The sequence below is a fragment of the Rhizobium sp. SRDI943 genome (assembly GCF_057653695.1).
On record NZ_CM172787.1, the window covers coordinates 3,416,689 to 3,433,812 of the forward strand.

13 protein-coding genes are annotated in these 17,124 nt (G+C 62.6%); 8 read left to right on the forward strand and 5 right to left on the reverse strand.

The genetic code is table 11. The features are described 5' to 3' along the window. Positions 1 to 3 precede the first annotated feature (3 nt). The 8 genes from AC245Y_RS17485 to AC245Y_RS17520 all read left to right on the forward strand — a co-directional run bounded on the left by AC245Y_RS17485 (position 4) and on the right by AC245Y_RS17520 (position 12,040). Complete coding sequence (locus AC245Y_RS17485) at positions 4 to 1,929, forward strand: ABC transporter substrate-binding protein (protein ID WP_017995003.1); 1,926 nt, start codon at positions 4 to 6, stop codon at positions 1,927 to 1,929. Between the two features lie 87 nt (positions 1,930 to 2,016). Next, positions 2,017 to 4,125 (forward strand): family 10 glycosylhydrolase, encoded by a 2,109-nt coding sequence (locus AC245Y_RS17490; protein ID WP_017995004.1) that lies wholly within the window; start codon positions 2,017 to 2,019, stop codon positions 4,123 to 4,125. Between the two features lie 104 nt (positions 4,126 to 4,229). Next, positions 4,230 to 5,216 carry an ABC transporter permease gene (locus tag AC245Y_RS17495; protein WP_011653237.1) on the forward strand — a complete coding sequence of 329 codons (987 nt, stop codon included), beginning with the start codon at positions 4,230 to 4,232 and terminating at the stop codon, positions 5,214 to 5,216. A 10-nt stretch (positions 5,217 to 5,226) separates the two neighbouring features. Further along, on the forward strand, positions 5,227 to 6,417 hold the full coding sequence (locus tag AC245Y_RS17500) for an ABC transporter permease (RefSeq protein WP_017995005.1): 1,191 nt from the start codon (positions 5,227 to 5,229) through the stop codon (positions 6,415 to 6,417). 10 nt (positions 6,418 to 6,427) lie between these two features. Continuing rightward, on the forward strand, positions 6,428 to 8,155 hold the full coding sequence (locus tag AC245Y_RS17505) for an ABC transporter ATP-binding protein (protein WP_017995006.1): 1,728 nt from the start codon (positions 6,428 to 6,430) through the stop codon (positions 8,153 to 8,155). Positions 8,156 to 8,165: 10 nt separating this feature from the next. Next, the gene (gene otnI / locus AC245Y_RS17510; protein ID WP_017995007.1) at positions 8,166 to 8,960 is read left to right on the forward strand and encodes a 2-oxo-tetronate isomerase; all 795 of its coding nucleotides are present in this window, start codon (positions 8,166 to 8,168) and stop codon (positions 8,958 to 8,960) included. Then, positions 8,957 to 9,832, forward strand: a complete 876-nt coding sequence (locus tag AC245Y_RS17515) for a 2-hydroxy-3-oxopropionate reductase (RefSeq protein ID WP_017995008.1) — start codon at positions 8,957 to 8,959, stop codon at positions 9,830 to 9,832. The genes otnI and AC245Y_RS17515 overlap by 4 nt, the downstream gene beginning before the upstream one ends. A 108-nt stretch (positions 9,833 to 9,940) precedes the next feature. Beyond that, complete coding sequence (locus AC245Y_RS17520) at positions 9,941 to 12,040, forward strand: beta-galactosidase (RefSeq protein ID WP_017995009.1); 2,100 nt, start codon at positions 9,941 to 9,943, stop codon at positions 12,038 to 12,040. A 3-nt stretch (positions 12,041 to 12,043) separates the two neighbouring features. Here the strand turns inward: AC245Y_RS17520 and AC245Y_RS17525 are convergent, their stop codons facing one another. Genes AC245Y_RS17525 through AC245Y_RS17545 form a run of 5 tightly spaced genes read right to left on the reverse strand, consistent with a single transcriptional unit; the run spans position 12,044 to position 17,121 of the window. Continuing rightward, positions 12,044 to 12,784, reverse strand: a complete 741-nt coding sequence (locus AC245Y_RS17525) for an ABC transporter ATP-binding protein (RefSeq protein ID WP_012758743.1) — start codon at positions 12,782 to 12,784, stop codon at positions 12,044 to 12,046. After that, positions 12,781 to 13,605 (reverse strand): ATP-binding cassette domain-containing protein, encoded by an 825-nt coding sequence (locus AC245Y_RS17530; protein WP_026157459.1) that lies wholly within the window; start codon positions 13,603 to 13,605, stop codon positions 12,781 to 12,783. The genes AC245Y_RS17525 and AC245Y_RS17530 overlap by 4 nt, the downstream gene beginning before the upstream one ends. Next, a complete protein-coding gene (locus AC245Y_RS17535) occupies positions 13,598 to 14,455 on the reverse strand; it encodes an ABC transporter permease subunit (protein WP_017995010.1) in 858 nt (285 codons plus the stop codon). Before AC245Y_RS17535 ends, AC245Y_RS17530 begins: the two co-directional genes overlap by 8 nt. Next, a complete protein-coding gene (locus AC245Y_RS17540) occupies positions 14,452 to 15,534 on the reverse strand; it encodes an ABC transporter permease (RefSeq protein ID WP_012758746.1) in 1,083 nt (360 codons plus the stop codon). The genes AC245Y_RS17535 and AC245Y_RS17540 overlap by 4 nt, the downstream gene beginning before the upstream one ends. Further along, positions 15,535 to 17,121, reverse strand: coding sequence for an ABC transporter substrate-binding protein (locus tag AC245Y_RS17545; RefSeq protein WP_017995011.1), 1,587 nt, complete (start codon positions 17,119 to 17,121; stop codon positions 15,535 to 15,537). Positions 17,122 to 17,124 lie beyond the last annotated feature (3 nt).

Here is a 17,124-nt window from a genome sequence, read left to right on the forward strand (position 1 = left end):
CCTATGATCAAGCTGAAACGACGTGCGTTTCTGGCCGGGACGTCGGCCGCCCTGATATTGCCGGCCCTGCCGGTTTTCGCCGCTGACTTCAAGGAAGCGGATATTCTGAAAACGAAGGTGTCGAGCGGCGCCCTGCCGGGTCTGAAGGACCGGCTTCCTGAAAATCCGCTCGTCGTCAAACCAGTCGAAAGCGTCGGCAAATACGGCGGCGACTGGAACATGGCGCTGGTCGGCGGCGGGTCGCTGTCGATGCTGTTCCGCTACCAGGCCTACGAGCCGCTGCTGCGCTATACGCCCGACTGGTCTGGCGTGACGTTGAACGTCGCCGAGTCCTTCGAGGGCGATGCCGACTCCAAGGTCTATACGATCCGCCTGCGCAAGGGCATGAAATGGTCGGACGGCCATCCCTACACCACCGCCGACATCAAGTTCTGGTACGACACCGTTTTCACCGACAAGCGCGTCGCCTTCGTCGGTCAGGATCATTGGAAGTCTGGCGGCAAGCCGGCCAAGCTGGAGATCGTCGACGAACAGACCTTCAAGGTCATCTTCGACAAGCCGAACGGCCTGTTCCCGCTGCAGGTCGCCTGGGCAAACAACGACCAGACGACGCGCACGCCGAAGCATTATCTGGAGCAGTTCCACATCGACCACAATCCGAAGGCCGATGAACTCGCCAAGCAACGCGGCTTTGAAAGCTGGATCGCCTCCTTCCAGGCAGCCGCCGGTTTCCAGGACGACAACGCCTTCTTCCTCAACTCCTCGAAGAAGCCCTGCGTGCATGCCTGGATGTTCACGATAGCGCCCGGCGAAAACACCGAACGCGCCGTTGCCGAGCGCAATCCCTACTATTGGAAAGTCGACACCGAGGGCAACCAGCTGCCCTATATGGACCGTATCGTCTACCAGATGGTCGCCGACCCGCAGGTTCTGCTGCTGAAGGCCATGCAGGGCGAAGTCGACCTGATGGACCAGTATATCGCCACGCCGAACAACAAGTCGGTTCTCTACGATGCGCGTGAGCAGGGCGGCTATGATTTCTACACACTGACCTCGACTGAAGCCAATGTGATGAATTTCATCTTCAACCTGAACCACAATGACGAGACCAAGCGGAAGCTCTTCCGGAACAAGGATTTCCGTGCGGCACTCTCGACAGCACTCGACCGGCAGTCGCTGATCGATGCGGTGCTCGTCGGCCAGGGCGCGCCCGCCCAGCCGTCGATCAAGAAGGAGGACCCGCTCTACAACGAGCAGCTCGCCACGCAGTTCACGGCCTATGACGTCGACAAGGCGAATGCCATGCTCGACCAGATCGTGCCGAAGCGCGACGACCAGAACTTCCGCCTCGACGAAAAGGGCCGCCGCCTGACGATCATCTTCGAGATCGACCAGGCGCGCGCCGTCTTCCTCGATCTCTTCCAGCTGGTGATCCCGATGTTCCAGGCGGTCGGCATCGATGCACAGATGCGCTCGATGGACCGTTCGCTCTGGGAAACCCGCGTCCGTCAGGGCCGTGATTTCGATGCGACTGCCCACCAGTTCGGCGCAAACGGCGGCGTCGCCGCCATGCTCGACCCGCGCTATTACGTGCCGACCGATGCCAACGCCATGTATGCCCCCGCTTGGCAGCTCTGGTATCGCGACCGCGCCAATGCCAATGCTGAGGAACCGCCGGAAAGCACGAAGAACCAGCTTGCGCTCTACGACAAGCTGAAGGCGACCTCCGACGCATCAGGCCAGCGCGAGGTCATGAAGCAGATCCTGCAAGGCGCCGCCGACAATTTCTATGTCTTCGGCATCTCGCTGCCGCCGGACGGATACGGCGTCGTCAAGAACAACATGAAAAACGTCACGAAGATCATGCCGAACTCTTTCGGCTGGCCGACGCCCGCTCCGACCATGCCGGAGCAGTTCTACAAGGCCTGATGGCCTTCAACTTCATGAGCCATACCAGGCGCCCGACGAGCCGGTCGGCGCCGGGGGCCTTCTTTTGCCAATGATTGGATGAAGACGATGCTCGACGCCAGAAAACAGAACACCCACACGCTGAGGACGCCGGACTGGTTCAAGACCGCGACCCGCTGGACCCAGCTGACCTTCGTGGAAGACGACCCGGAGAAATACGACCCGGCATTCTGGATCGATGTCTTCAAACGCACGAAATCGAAGGCGGTCTGCCTCAGCGCAGGCGGCTATATCGCCTATTATCCGAGCGAAGTGCCCTACCACTATGTGAGCAAATATCTCGGCGACAAGGATATCTTCGGCGCGCTCGTCGACGCCGCCCGCAAGCTCGACATGCATGTCATGGCCCGCGTCGACCCGCATGCGATCCATGATGATGCCGCCAAAGCCCATCCGGAATGGGTGATGATCAATGCCGACGGCACGCCACGCCGCCACTGGGCCTATCCCGATGTCTGGGTGACCAATGCCTATGGCGACTACAACAGCGTCTTCATGCCTGAGGTGGTCAAGGAGATCGTCCGCAAATACGATATCGATGCGGTCTTCGCCAATCGCTGGCAGGGCCACGGCGTCGATTATAGCGAAGACAGCGCCCGCCGCTTCAAGGATATGTCCGGCCACGCCCTGCCTGTAAAACCCGATGCCGAGGATCCGGCCTGGCAGGCTTGGGTGCAATGGCGCCGCCGCGTGCTCACCGACATGATCGCGCAATGGGACGATGCCGTCAAAGCGATCCGCCCGCATGCGAGCTTCATTCCGAACATGGGCGGCGCGTCGCTGATGGAATTCGACCTCTCGGTCATCGCCAGGCACTGCCCCTTCCTCGTCGTCGACCATCAGGGCCGCAAGGGCCTGGAGCTCGGCTGGTCGGCTGGCCGTAACGGCAAGCGCATCCGCGCCACCTTCCCCGACCGCCCGGTTGTGCTGATCACCTCGATCGGCCCGGAGGAGGAATATCGCTGGAAGGATGCCGTCACCTCGGGTGAGGAGATGCAGCTTTGGATCAACGACGGCACTGCCCACGGCCTCTACGCCTGGTTCACCAAATTCAACGGTGTCGTGCCCGACAAACGCTGGGTCGAGCCGGTGGCCGACGCATTCGGCCTGCAGGCAGCCGTCGAGCCCGTGCTGGAAAGCATGAAGCCGACCGCCGAAATCGCTGTCGTCGATCCCTCGACGACGCTGCGCCATTGGGCGCCGGAAGAGCGGCATTCCGCCGAGAAGCACGATCTCGGTCTCTATCACGCCCTCGTCGAAGCCCGACTGCCCTTCGAGCTGCTCTCGGACCAGGTGCTGACCGAGGAAACCCTCGACCGCTTCAAGCTGATCATTCTCGCCAACGCCTCCTGCCTTTCGGATGCGCAGAACGCGGCGATCCGCGCATATGTCGATCGCGGCGGCAGCGTGATTGCCTCTTACGAGACGTCGCTGCGTGACGAATTTGGCAAGAAGCGTGACGAATTCGGTCTGGCCGACGTGCTCGGCGCCAGATACGTTTCCGGCCCGCGCGGCATCGTCAAAAACACCTATGTCGCCCTTTCCGGCAATCACCCGATCAATCGGGGTTTCGACGGCGCCGAACGCATCATGGGCGGCACCCGCCTGATCCACGCCGAACCGTCGGCCGATGCGAAGACGCCCTTCCTCTATATCCCCGATTTTCCCGACCTGCCGATGGAAGAGGTCTATCCGCGCGAGGCCCCGAAAGGCGCTGCCGTCATCGCTCGTGAGACCGGCAAGGGTGGCCGCACGGTCTATATTCCCTGGAATATCGGCGAGATCTTCTGGGAGGTCTTTGCCGTCGATCATGCGCGGCTCATCGCCAACACCGTCCATTGGGCGCTCGGCAAGACGCCGCGCGTCACCGTCAAAGGCAAGGGCGTCGTCGATCTGGCGCTGCGCGAAAACGGTGAGGGTCTGGCGCTCAGCCTCTTCAATCTCACCAATCCGATGATGATGAAAGGCCCGATCCGCGACAATTACCCTCTGGCAGCGCAGACCGTTTCGGTGGAGATTCCGGAGGGCCGATCGGTGGCGAAGGCGTGGCTCGTTGTTGCCGACCGCGCCGCAAGCTTCAGCCTCGGGAATGGCCGCGCGCAGGTGGAGGTGCCAGGTATCGATCGGCTTGAGGTCCTGCATCTCACCTGGAAATGAGATGACATGCGACGGAGGAGCGCTTTCGGCCTGGAGGGCCGAAGGCGGGTGAAGATCCGGGGGAAGCGCGTCACAGCGTTCCCGACGGGAGGAGAAACGTTTCGATGCTTGGCTATATCTTCAAGCGCGTGCTCTACATGATCCCGACCTTGTTTGGCATGTCGCTGATCTCGTTCCTGATCATCCAGCTGCCGCCGGGTGACTATCTGACCTCGATGATCGCCACCATGAGCGACAGCGGCCAGACCGTCGATCCCGCGCAGATCGAGCGGCTGAAGGAAATCTACGGCTTCGACGACCCCTTCTATGTCCAATATCTGAAATGGATCTGGGGCATCGTCAGCCGCGGCGACTTCGGCTACTCCTTCGAGTGGGGCCAGCCCGTCTCCGGGCTGATCTGGGCGCGCATGGGCTCGACGCTGGTGATCTCGCTCTTGAGCCTGCTCTTCGTCTGGATCGTGGCTTTGCCGATCGGCATCTATTCGGCCGTCCGCCGCCACTCCATCGGCGATCACGTTTTCACCTTTCTCGGCTTCATCGGCCTTGCCGTGCCGAACTTCATCCTGGCGCTGACGCTGATGTACGTCGCCTATAAATATCTCGGCCAGAGCGTCGGCGGGCTGATCTCGCCTGAGTATGCCGAGGCGCCCTGGAGCCTCGCCAAGGTCGGCGATTTCCTCGCCCATCTCTGGATCCCGATCATCATCATCGGCGCATCCGGAACGGCAGCGATGATCCGCATCCTGCGCGCCAACCTGACCGACGAGCTGCACAAGCCCTATGTCGTCACCGCCCGCGCCAAGGGACTGCCGGAATACAAGGTGATTCTCAAATATCCGGTCAGAATCGCGCTCAATCCCTTCGTCTCGGCGATCGGCTGGGTGCTGCCGCATCTCGTCTCCGGCGTGACGATCACCGCCATCGTGCTGAACCTTCCGACCGCAGGTCCCCTGCTTTTCCGCGCGCTGATCTCGCAGGACATGTATCTCGCCGGCAGTTTCATCCTGCTTTTGAGCGCGCTGACCCTTGTCGGCATGCTGCTGTCGGATCTGCTGCTGGCGCTGCTCGATCCGCGCATCCGGTTCAATTGAGGGGAATGCGATGAGCACGCACGAAACCTTCGGAAACCACGCTGGTCCGCTTCACACTGTTGCCGATGGCCCCTCGATCAGCCCGCTGAAACAGGGCAAGACCGTCTCGACCGCCGCGATCGGCCCCTGGCGGCTGGTCGCCGGCAAACTGGTCCGCCAGAAGGTGGCGATGGTGGCCGGGGCCATCATCCTCTTCCTCTATCTGGTCGGTCTCTTCGCCGAATTCCTTGCACCGGCTTTGCCGATGACCTCGCGGCCGCAATATACCTATGCTCCGCCGCAGGGCTTCAGCTTCTTCGTCGAAAAACCGGACGGCAGCTCGGAGTTCAATTTCCATGTGAAGGGCTACAAGGTCGAGATCGACAAGGTGGCGCTGCGCCGCACCTTCGTCGTCGACGACACCAAGGTCGTCCCGATCGGCTTCTTCGTCAAAGGCGCGGCCTACGATCTCTGGGGCCTGATCCCGATGAACCGCCACCTGATCGGCCCCCTCAACCAGAACGACCCGATGTATCTGCTCGGTGCCGACCGGCTCGGCCGCGACGTCTTCTCGCGGCTCGTCTACGGCACCCGCGTATCCATGTCGATCGGCCTCGTCGGCGTCGGCATGTCGCTGATCCTCGGCGTCGTGCTCGGATCCATCTCCGGCTTCTACGGCCGCTGGGTCGATACGCTGATCCAGCGCGTCATCGAGGTCGTCAGCGCCATGCCGACCATCCCGCTATGGCTCGGCCTGGCGGCGGCGATCCCGCTGACATGGTCGCCGGTCAATGTCTATTTCGTCATAACGATTATCGTCTCGCTGCTCGGCTGGACCAGCCTGGCGCGAGAGGTGCGCGGCCGGTTCCTGGCGCTGCGCAGCGAGGATTTCGTCGTCGCCGCCCGGCTCGACGGATCGAGCGAAGCACGGCTGATCTTCCGCCACATCCTGCCGTCGCTGACGAGCCACATCCTTGCGGTCGTGACACTGGCCGTGCCGACCATGATCGTCGCCGAAACCTCGCTGTCCTTCCTCGGCATCGGTCTCAAACCACCGGTCGTCAGCTGGGGCGTGCTGCTGCAGGACGCCCAGAACATCCGCACCGTCGCGACCGCGCCGTGGCTGTTGATCTGGCCGTCACTCGCGGTCGTCGTCGCCGTCCTGTCCTTCAATTTCTTCGGCGACGGCCTCCGCGATGCCGCCGACCCCTACGACAATTGAGGAGGAAACCATGACCGATCTTTCAGACGACGTCGTTCTCTCCGTCGAAAACCTTTCGATCGATTTCAGGCTGCGCACCCACATCCTGCACGCCGTCGAAAATGTCAGCTTCGAGCTGAAACGCGGTCAGACGCTCTGCCTCGTCGGCGAAAGCGGCTCCGGCAAGAGCGTCACCGCCCGCTCGCTGCTGCAGATCGTCGACAGCCCCGGCAGCATCGTTTCCGGCCGCATCCTGCTCAACAACGGCGACGGGGTCACCGGGAGTAACGGCATCACCGATATCGCCGCCCTGAAACCGTCCGACCGGGCGATGCGCGCCATACGCGGCCGTCGTATCGGCCTGATCTTCCAGGAGCCGATGAGCTCGCTGTCACCGGTCCATACCATTGGCTCGCAGATCATCGAGGCGGTGCGCCTGCACAGCAATCTCGATCAGCGTGCCGCCCGGGAAAGGACCATCGAACTGCTGCGCCAGGTCGAAATTCCGAACCCGGACAAGATGGCCGACCGCTACACCTTCGAGTTCTCCGGCGGCATGCGCCAGCGCGCCATGATCGCCATGGCACTTGCCGGCAATCCCGACATTCTCATCGCCGACGAACCGACGACGGCGCTCGACGTCACCACCCAGGCCGAAATCCTTGACCTTATCAAGCGGTTGCAGGTCGAACGCGGCATGGCCATGCTGCTCATCACCCATGACATGGGGATCGTCGCAGAAGTGGCCGATGATGTTGCCGTCATGCGCTTCGGCCGCATCGTCGAACGCGGCCCGGTGGATGCGATCTACCATGCCGCCGAGCATCCCTATACCCGCCAACTGCTGGCCTCGACGGTCAAGCTCACCCATCATGTCGAAGGGCGGCTGCCGGCCGTGGCGCTGTCGCCGGATGCGCCGCAGCCGATCCTGTCCGTCCGCAACCTTGGCAAGATCTACGGTTGGCACGGCAAGGCCAATACGCTGCGCGCCGTCGACGACGCCAGCTTCGATCTCTATCCCGGCGAAAACCTCGGCATTGTCGGTGAAAGCGGTTCCGGCAAGACGACGCTCGGCCGGCTCATCCTGCGCACCGTCGAGCCGACATCGGGCAGCATCAGCTATCGCGGCAAGGACGGTAGCGAGATCGACGTCACGAAACTCACCAAGCGCGAACTCCGCACCTTCCACCGCGAAGTCCGTCTGGTCTTCCAGGACCCCTTCGCCTCGCTCAATCCGCGCATGACCGTCAAGGAGGTGATCGGCGATCCGCTTGTTGTCAACGGGCTGGCCAAGGGCAAGGCGCTGGAGGAACGCGTCGCCGAGCTGATGCGTCTGGTCGGCCTCGATCCGATGGGCATGGAGCGTTATCCGCATGCCTTCTCCGGCGGCCAGCGCCAGCGCATCGGCATCGCCCGCGCCCTTGCGCTCGATCCGCGCATCATCATCGCCGACGAGGCAACGTCGGCACTCGACGTCTCGATCCGCAGCCAGATCCTCGACCTGCTGCTCGATATTCGCCAACGGCTGAACCTGAGCTTCATCTTCATTTCGCACGACATTTCGGTTGTGCGTTATTTCTGCGATCGCGTCGCCGTCATGCATCGCGGCAAAATCGTCGAACTCGGCGAGGCCGAGCAGATCTGCACCGCTCCCGAGGAGGCCTATACGAAGAGCCTCATTTCCGCCGTTCCCAATCCCGACCCTCGCGACAAGCGCATGCTGCACCGGCATCGTTTCGTCGCGCCTGCCAATATTTAAGGACGATCCCGTGCCGAAATTTTCCGCCAACCTTTCCTTCCTCTACCAGGACCTGCCCTTTCTCGACCGCTTCACGGCAGCCGCAGAGGACGGCTTCGGCGCCCTCGAATATCTCGGCCCCTATGCCGAACCCAAGGAGAAGGTCGCCGAGGCGCTGGAGGCGAGCGGCCTGAAACAGGCGCTCTTCAACGTGCCATCAGGCGACTGGGCCGGCGGCGAGCGTGGCATCGCCTGCCTGCCGGACCGCGTAGAGGAGTTCCGCAACGGGATCGCGCAGGCGCTTGATTATGCCGCAGCGCTCGATTGCAGGCAGGTGAATGTCATCTCCGGGCTGGTGCCGAAGGGTGCAGACCTTCAAACGCTGGAAACGGTGCTGGTCGACAATCTGAAATATGCAGCAAAGCGTTGTGCCGACGTCGGCGTCAAGCTGCTGGTCGAGCCGATCAACCTGCGCGATATTCCCGGCTTCTTCCTGTCGACCACCACTGATGCCGAACGCATACTCGACCGGGTCGGCTCGGACAATCTCTACATCCAGTATGATTTCTACCACATGCAGATCATGCAGGGCGACCTGGTCTCCACCTTCATCCGACTGAAGGAGAAGATCGCCCATGTGCAGATCGCCGACAATCCCGGCCGCAACGAACCCGGCACCGGCGAGATCAATTACGGCTTCATCCTCTCCGAACTCGATCGCCTCGGCTACGACGGCTGGGTGGGCTGCGAGTACAAGCCGAAATCCGGCACCAGCGAAGGCCTCGGCTGGATGAAACCCTATCTGACGTCAGCGAGGACAGCATGAACATCGGATTTATCGGACTGGGCGTCATGGGCCGCCCGATGGCGGAACACCTGATCGACGCCGGCCACACGCTGCATCTGAGCCGGGTGAAGGAAACCTCGCAGCATCTTGTCGACAAGGGCGGCAAAGCCGCAACAAGCGCCAGGGCGGTGGCGCACGCTTCCGACATCGTCATCCTGATGCTGCCGGATACACCAGATGTCGAGGCGGTTCTGTTCGGCGAAGCCGGCGTCGCCGCCGGCCTTTCCCAGGGCAAGCTGGTTATCGACATGAGCTCGATCTCGCCGGTCGCCACCAAGACTTTCGCCAAACGCATCGAGGCGCTCGGCTGCGATTATCTCGATGCCCCGGTTTCCGGCGGTGAGGTCGGCGCCAAGGCCGCCACGCTGACGATCATGGTTGGCGGCAAGGAGCAGGTTTTCGAGCGCGCCAAGCCGCTTTTCGAAAAGATGGGTAAGAACATCACCCATCTCGGCGGTAGCGGCGACGGCCAGACGGCGAAGGTCGCCAACCAGATCATCGTCGGTCTGACGATCGAGGCGGTTGCCGAAGCGCTGCTGTTTGCCAAGCGTGCCGGCGCCGATCCGGCCAAGGTGCGCACCGCGCTGATGGGCGGCTTTGCCTCCTCGCGCATCCTCGAAGTGCATGGCGAGCGCATGGTCAAGGAGACCTTCGAGCCCGGCTTCCGCATCCGCTTGCACCGCAAGGACATGACGCTTGCCGTCGATGCCGCCCGCGCACTCGATCTGTCGCTGCCGAACACGGCCGCCACGCAGCAGCTGATGAATGCCGCCATCGCCAATGGCGACGGCGAACGCGACCATTCCGCCCTCATCCGCACCCTGGAACTCCTCGCCGGAGGGCCGCGCTAGATCAACGCTTTTTAGAACAACCGGACGACATCTTCGATTGCCGACTGCCGGAGCCTTCTTTCCGGACGGCGAAGCCATGTCCGGTCATCGATAGAGAAGGACAGGAAAATGCTCAACAAAGATATCCAGCTGCCCTACGGCGCCGTCTATTTCCGCAAGTCCAACCCGCCCCGCGAAGATTGGGAACGCGACTACGCCACCGCCGGGCAGGACGGCCTCAACATCTTCCGCCACTGGTTCATGTGGAGCGCGATCGAAACCGCCCCCGGCGTCTACGATTGGGAGGAATACGACCGTCAGATGGACCTTGCCGCTGTAAACGGCATCAAGACCGTCATCGCCGAATTGATCCATGCCGTGCCGGACTGGGCAGTGCGCAAATATGCTCATGCGCTGCAGGTCAATGCCGACGGCACCAAACTCGGTTCCTATATGGGCGTCTCGTCGGCGACCGGCGGCTTCTCCAACAATGGTGGCGGCGCCGGCGCCCTGACGCTGAACTGCCCCGAAGTGAAGGAAGCCGCCGGCAAGTTCTTGACCGCGCTCGCCACCCGCTACAAGGATCATCCGGCGATCTATGGCTATGACGTCTGGAACGAGTGCAACTATTCCGCCGATGTCGATTACAGCCCCTATGCCAAATCAGCCTTTCGCAAATGGCTGGAGAAGAAGTACGGCAGCCTGAAGATCCTGGCGAAAGCCTGGTACCGCTACAGCTTTGCCGAATGGGACGATATCGAGCCGCCGGTGCACATGGCGCCCTACCCCGAATGCATCGATTGGCTGCAGTTCAAGCGCGACAATTTCTACGACCAGATGCAATGGCGCATCGACACCATCCGCGCCGTCGACCAGAAGAACACCATCGTTGCCCACGGCATATCCGGCGCAATTCCCAACATGGCGGCCAACGGCTGCGACGACTGGCTCGCCGCATCCAAGGTCGAGGTTTACGGCTTCACCTGGATCCAGGCCCGCAAGGGGTCGGAAGCCTGGAAGAACTGGTACGGCGTCGACATCAACCGTGCCGCCGCCCGCGGCAAACCGTTCTGGCATGCCGAACGCCAGGGCGGGCCGCTCTGGCTGCAGCCGCAGGTGATCGGCCGCGACAAGGAAGACGGCCGCGTCGCCGAGCCCGAGGACATCCGTCTCTGGAGCATGACCTCGCTTGCCGGCGGCGCCCGCGGCGTGATCAATCTGCGCTGGCGCCCGCTGCTCGACGGTCCGCTCTTCGGCGCCTTCGGCTCCTACGGCATGGACGGCTCGCGCACGCCGCGCTCCGACATGGCAAGCGCCATGGCGAAATGGGCAAACGACAAGGCGCAAAGTGCCCTCTGGGAGGCAAAGCCGGTGCGCGGCGAGGTCGGCATCCTTGTCGTTCGCGAAACCCAGGAGTTCGATTACCTCCTGAACCACGACCGCAAGGAGAAACCCTATCCGGAAGCCATGTGGGGGGCCTATCGTGCCTTCCTCGAAAATGGCGTGCAGCCGGACTGGGTGCATATCGACGACATCGCGGCCTATGATTTCCTCTATTTCCCCTACCCGATCATGTTCACATCAGAACAGGCAAAGAGCCTGAAAGCCTGGGTCGAAAACGGCGGCACGCTGATTGCCGAAGCATGCCCCGGCTATTTCGGCGATCGTGGTCAGGTCGGCACCGTCCAGCCGAACATGGGCCTCGACGAGATCTTCGGCGCGCGCGAGGAGGAAGTCGAATTCATGCCCGATGTCGGCGACCGCATCCATTTCGATCTGGACGGCGCGGCGGTCGACGGTGGCGGCTTCCTGCAGTCTTATCGGCTGACCGGCGGAACGGGACGCGGCCACTTCACCGACGGCCGTCTTGCCGTCGTCGAAAATACCTACGGCAAGGGCCGCACGCTGCTGATCGGCACCAATCCCTCCGTTGCCTATTACCGCACACAGGGAAAGGCGAACGGCGCGTTCTTTGCCGAACTGCTGAGATGGAGTGGAAAGAAGCGGCATGTGACGCTGTCGAACACCGCCCTCTTCGCTCGCGTCCACGAGGGGGAAAAGGGCAGCTTCCTCTGGCTCGTCAATCCGACGAGAACGGCGCAGAAGACCGAAGTGACACTCGCCCGGGGGGCACTTGCGCAGGACAAGGCGACCTGGCCCATCGACTATGTCAGTAACGGCGGCATCGTCGTGCCGCCACGCGACGTGCTGATCCTTTCGCTTGGCTGAAACTCAGCGAAGGCTTGACTGCTCGACCCAGCCGTTTCCAGACAGCGCGGCGCGGTCGAGCAGGCTTTCGATGCCGCCCGCCTGCATGGTGACGGCACGGTCGCACATATGGGCGACGACGCCGGGGTCGTGGCTGACCAGCACGAAGGTCATGCCATGTGCAGCCTTCAGATCGTTGAGCAGATTGAGAATTTCCGCCTGCACCGAGACGTCCAGCGCCGAAGTCGGCTCGTCGAGCAACAACAGCTTCGGCTTCAGCAGCAGCGCCCGCGCGATGGCAACACGCTGGCGCTGGCCGCCGGAAAGCTGATGCGGGTAGCGGCCGGCGATCGCAGCCGAGAGGCCGACCTGATCGAGCGCGATACGCACCGCCTCCTCGACGCCGGCAATGCCGCGCAGCGACAACGGCTCGCCCAGGATACGCGAGATGCGATGGCGCGGATGCAGCGAGGAATAGGGATCCTGGAACACCATCTGGATATTGCCGCGCAGCGCGCCGGTAATCTTCCGGCCCGGATGCAGCGGCTCGCCGAACACGCTGATGGCACCCTGCCAGCCGATATTCAATCCTGCAACGGCGCGCAACACCGTCGTCTTGCCGCAGCCGGAAGGGCCGATCAGACCGAAGGTCTCGCCTGATGCAACTGTGAAGCTCACATCGCGAACGGCGGTGAAGCCTTTGCCGCCGCCCTGGCCATGGCCATGGAAAGTGACGGAAAGATTGTCCAGGGAAAGCGCGGTCATGGCTCTTCTCCATAGACTGGCAGATGCGTGCCGTAGGTGGCGGCCGAAGGCCGTGCTGCCCAGAGCGCCCTGGTATAGGCCGATTTGGCATTGGCGAGATCGGCGGATGCCATCTCCTCCTCGATCCTGCCCCGCCGCATCACCATCACCCGGTCGGCATAACGCGAAACCTGCTGCAGATCGTGGCTGATCAGCAGCAGCCCCATGCCGAGCTCTTCCGTCAGCGAGCGCAGCAACGTCAGGATCTGGTCCTGCAGCCCGCGATCGAGCGCCGAAGTCGGTTCGTCGGCGATCAAAAGCTTCGGGCGGTTGATCAGCATGGCGGCGATCATCGCACGCTGCCCCATGCCGCCGGAAAGCGCTGCGGGATAACTCGAATAGACCCGCTTCGGATCGGGCAGTCCGACCTTGTCAAGCATGTCGAGAGCGCGGTCGCGCCGCTCGCCAGCCGAGAGCCGGGCATGCAGCAGCAATGCCTCCTCGACCTGCCGGCCGATCCGATGCGCCGGATTCAACGAATATTTCGGATCCTGCAGGATGAGGCCGATGCCGGCGCCGCGCAGCCTGTTCCAGCCGGAGGGCGAAAGTGCTGTGAGATCCTGCCCGTCGAACTCCAGCCGCCTTGCCCGGATATCCGCCTGGCGCGGCAGCAGGCCCATGATCGCGCGGCCGGTCATCGACTTGCCGGAACCGGATTCGCCGACGAGCGCCACCACCTCGCGGCCGATGGCAAAGGAGATGCCGTCGACGACGCGGAGAAGGCCGGCCTCGGAGGGAAAGGAAATTGTCAGATCCTCGACGGAAAGAAGCGGCTCAGTCATGGCGTGCATCCAGGATATCGCGCAGCCCGTCGGCAAGCAGGTTGAAAGCGAATGACGTGATGAAGATTGCAAGACCCGGCACCGCCGCCACCCACCATTGATCGAAGATCACCTGCGTTCCTTCCGAAACCATAGATCCCCATTCCGCCGTTGGCGGACGCACGCCGAGGCCAAGAAAGCCGAGGCCGGCGGCAGCGAGGATGATGCCAGATAGATCGAGCGCCAGCCGGATGATGGCGGATGGCAGCACCAACGGCAGGATATGCCCCCAGAGCAGCCGGACACCCTTGATACCGACCATTTCGGCGACGGCAAGATAATCGCTGCGCCGCAGGGCCGCTGTCTCGACACGGGCCTGCCGGGCATAGGCGGGCCAGCTTGTCAGCGCCAGCGCCAGCGCGCCGTTGATCAGGCCCGGTCCCATGATGGCGACGAAGGCAAAGGCGAGCAACAGGCGCGGGAAGGACATGACGATATCGGTGACGCGCATCAACAGGCGTTCGGTCAGCCCGCCGAAGAAACCGGCGAGAATGCCGACGACGATGCCGAGCGGCGCCATCAGCAGAACGACGACAAGCACCAGCAGCAGGGTCGGCCGCGCGCCATAGATCAGCCGCGACAGTATATCCCGGCCAAAGGCATCGGTGCCGAACCAATGCGCCGAGGTCGGCGGCATCAACCGGTTGGCGGTTTCCTGCAGGTTGGGGTCGTAAGGGGCGATTACTGGCGCAAGAAGTGCGGCAAGCAGGATGACGGCAACGACGACAAGACCGGCTGCCGCCGAGGGTGAGCGCAGCATGCGCTTGAGGAAGGACGGCCCGCCGACCGGAGCATGCACGATCACGCTCATCGCCGCCTCCCCGCATCGAGGCGCGAGACGCCGAGATCGGTCAGCGCATTGAGCAGCACGAAGGACGCGCCGACGACGAGTGTGGCGCCGAGGATCGCTGGCATGTCGCCGGCAAACATCGCCGTCGTGAGGTAACGGCCGATGCCCGGCCAGGCAAAGACGGTCTCGGTCAGCACCGCGCCTTCGAGCAGGCTCGCATAGGAAAGCGCGATCACGGTCAGCAGCGTACCCGCTATATTGGGCATGATGTGGATGAAGGTAATACGGCTAAGGCTGGCGCCCTTGGCACGGGCCGTCGTCACATATTCCTGTCCGAGCTCGGTGAGGATCGCCGCCCGCGTCAGCCGCGAGATCGCGGCAAGCGCATGGAAGGCGAGCACGATCGCCGGCAGCGCCAGATGCGCCAACGCGTCCCTGAAGGCACCTGTCTTGCCGGACATCCATGTATCGATCAGCGCAAAGCCGGAGATCGGCTTGACCGTGTACTGAAAGACGACGTCCGCCCGGCCAGGCCCTGGTGCCCAGTGCAGGCGGGCATAGAAGAGTAGAAGCATCAGCAGCCCGAGCCAGAAGATCGGCACGGAATAACCGAACAGCGACACGAAGCGGGCAGCGCTATCCACCCATGTGCCCTGCCGCATGGCGGCCGCAATACCGAGCGCAAGGCCGATGGCAGCACCAAGGATGATCGCCGCGGTCGCAAGCTCAATCGTCGCCGGAAAGGTGCGGGCGATATCTTTCGCCACCGGCTGGCCTGTCGAGATCGACTGGCCGAAATTGCCGGAGAGTGCCGTTTCGAGATAACGCAGGAACTGCACCGGCAGCGGCTGATCGAGCCCGAGTTCGACACGCGCAGCCTCGTAGGTCGACTGGCTCGCGTGATCGCCGACGAGCTGCAGCGCTGGATCGATCGGCGACAGCCGCGTCATGGTGAAGGTGACGAGCGCCAGGCCGAACAGAGTCAGCGCAAAGGACCAGAGCCACTTGAGAAGTGGCCGGACGAAAGACAACTCCCGCCAGCGTCTGCTCTGGCGGGAGTCGTTGGTGTCGGCAGTCAAAGGTGTTGCCGTCTGCGGCACTTATTTCTCAACCTTGTCGTAATAGACCTGATCGGCGTTCAGGCCCTGGGCGTAATTCTTCACCTTGTCGCTTAGCACGACCTGGTCATTGCCCTGAAGCATGAAAACGAAGGGCGAGCTTGCCTGGATCTTCTTCTGCAGGTCCTGATAGAGCGAAACGCGCTTGGCGGCATCCTGCTCCTTAACGGCGGCAAGCGTCTCGTCGGTCAGCTCCGGGATCACCCAGCCGGCATATTTGGCGGCCGTGTTGGTGGAGTTGTCGCGGTTGATCGCAAAGGCGCTGGCATTGGAATGCGGATCAAAATAATCCGGGATCCAGTAGCGCAGCGTCATCTCGAACTTGCCGGAACGGCCGCGGGCATAGATGTCGCTCGCAACACCCGGCTGGATGTCGAGATCGATGCCTGCCTGGGCGAAGGTCGACTGCAGCGACTGCGCGATCGACAGGAACGGCTGGTCGTTGAAGACGATGAATTCAACCTTGAACGGCGTCTTGATGCCGGCGTCGGCGAGGATCTTCTTCGCCTTCTCGACGTCGAGCTTGAACGGATTGTCCGTCAGCGCGCCGGGGAAGCCGACCGGCAGGAAGGCCTGGTGCACATTGCTCTGGCCACGCAGCAGGTTCTTGGTAATGCCGTCGTAATCGACGAGGTAACGCGCCGCTTCCCAGAAGGCCGGCTTGCCGAGCGTCTCGTTCGCCTTGCTGTTGAGCAGGATATAATCGGTGCGGGCAGACGGGACCGAGAGGACCTTGATGCCGCTCTTGCCCTTCAACGCATCGATCTGGTCGGCCGAGAGGCCGCGTGCGATATCGGCATCGCCTTGCTCGACGAGCAGGCGGCGGGCGCCGACATCGGGCACATTGCGGATGATGACGCTTTCGAGCTTCGGCTTGTCGGAGGAATTCGCATTCGCCTGCAGCACGAGCGCTTCGTGCGGCGTGTAGGTGGCGATCGTATAGGCACCGCTGCCGGCCGAATTGACCTTCAGCCAGGCATTGCCGAAATCATTGTCCTTGGCTTCCGCGGCGACTGTCTTCTCGTCGACGACGGAAGCGATCGGCGCCGTCAGCAGCGACAGCGCGAAGCCCGAACCGACATCGGCGCTCCAAGTGACCTTCACATGCGTGTCGTCGACCTTCGTGACGGCAGTATCGACATTGTCGGCCGTCCAGCCGAGTTCGTTGAGGATGAAGGCCGGCGACTTGTTGAGCTTCACGGCGCGAGTCAGCGAGAAGACCACGTCTTCGGGACGCACCGGATTGCCGGAAGAAAACTTGGCGTCAGTGAGCGCGAAGGTCAGGCTCTTGCCATCGCTGCCCGCTTCCCAGGAAGCAGCGAGCGCCGGCTCGATCTTGGTGCCATCCTCGCGGTTCGACTGGACGAGTCGCTGATAGAGATTGTTGAAGGACTGCACGGTGGTGAGCTCGAATCCTTCGGCCGGGTCGAAACTGACGGCGTCGTCGATCGACTGCGCAACGACGAGAACATTGGCCGGCGTCTCGGCCTGTGTGGCGGTTGCGCCTAAAACCAGCGCAAGACCGAAAACGGTCCCGAGCAGGCGCGAGCGCTTGGTGATGATAGACATGAT

Excerpts from the sequence above, each read along its gene's own strand:
- AC245Y_RS17485 (WP_017995003.1), top strand. The coding sequence starts at position 4 with ATGATCAAGCTGAAACGACGTGCGTTTCTGGCCGGGACGTCGGCCGCC.
- AC245Y_RS17490 (WP_017995004.1), top strand. The coding sequence starts at position 2,017 with ATGCTCGACGCCAGAAAACAGAACACCCACACGCTGAGGACGCCGGAC.
- AC245Y_RS17495 (WP_011653237.1), top strand. The coding sequence starts at position 4,230 with ATGCTTGGCTATATCTTCAAGCGCGTGCTCTACATGATCCCGACCTTG.
- AC245Y_RS17500 (WP_017995005.1), top strand. The coding sequence starts at position 5,227 with ATGAGCACGCACGAAACCTTCGGAAACCACGCTGGTCCGCTTCACACT.
- AC245Y_RS17505 (WP_017995006.1), top strand. The coding sequence starts at position 6,428 with ATGACCGATCTTTCAGACGACGTCGTTCTCTCCGTCGAAAACCTTTCG.
- AC245Y_RS17515 (WP_017995008.1), top strand. The coding sequence starts at position 8,957 with ATGAACATCGGATTTATCGGACTGGGCGTCATGGGCCGCCCGATGGCG.
- AC245Y_RS17520 (WP_017995009.1), top strand. The coding sequence starts at position 9,941 with ATGCTCAACAAAGATATCCAGCTGCCCTACGGCGCCGTCTATTTCCGC.
- AC245Y_RS17525 (WP_012758743.1), bottom strand. The coding sequence starts at position 12,784 with ATGACCGCGCTTTCCCTGGACAATCTTTCCGTCACTTTCCATGGCCAT.
- AC245Y_RS17530 (WP_026157459.1), bottom strand. The coding sequence starts at position 13,605 with ATGACTGAGCCGCTTCTTTCCGTCGAGGATCTGACAATTTCCTTTCCC.
- AC245Y_RS17535 (WP_017995010.1), bottom strand. The coding sequence starts at position 14,455 with ATGAGCGTGATCGTGCATGCTCCGGTCGGCGGGCCGTCCTTCCTCAAG.
- AC245Y_RS17545 (WP_017995011.1), bottom strand. The coding sequence starts at position 17,121 with ATGTCTATCATCACCAAGCGCTCGCGCCTGCTCGGGACCGTTTTCGGT.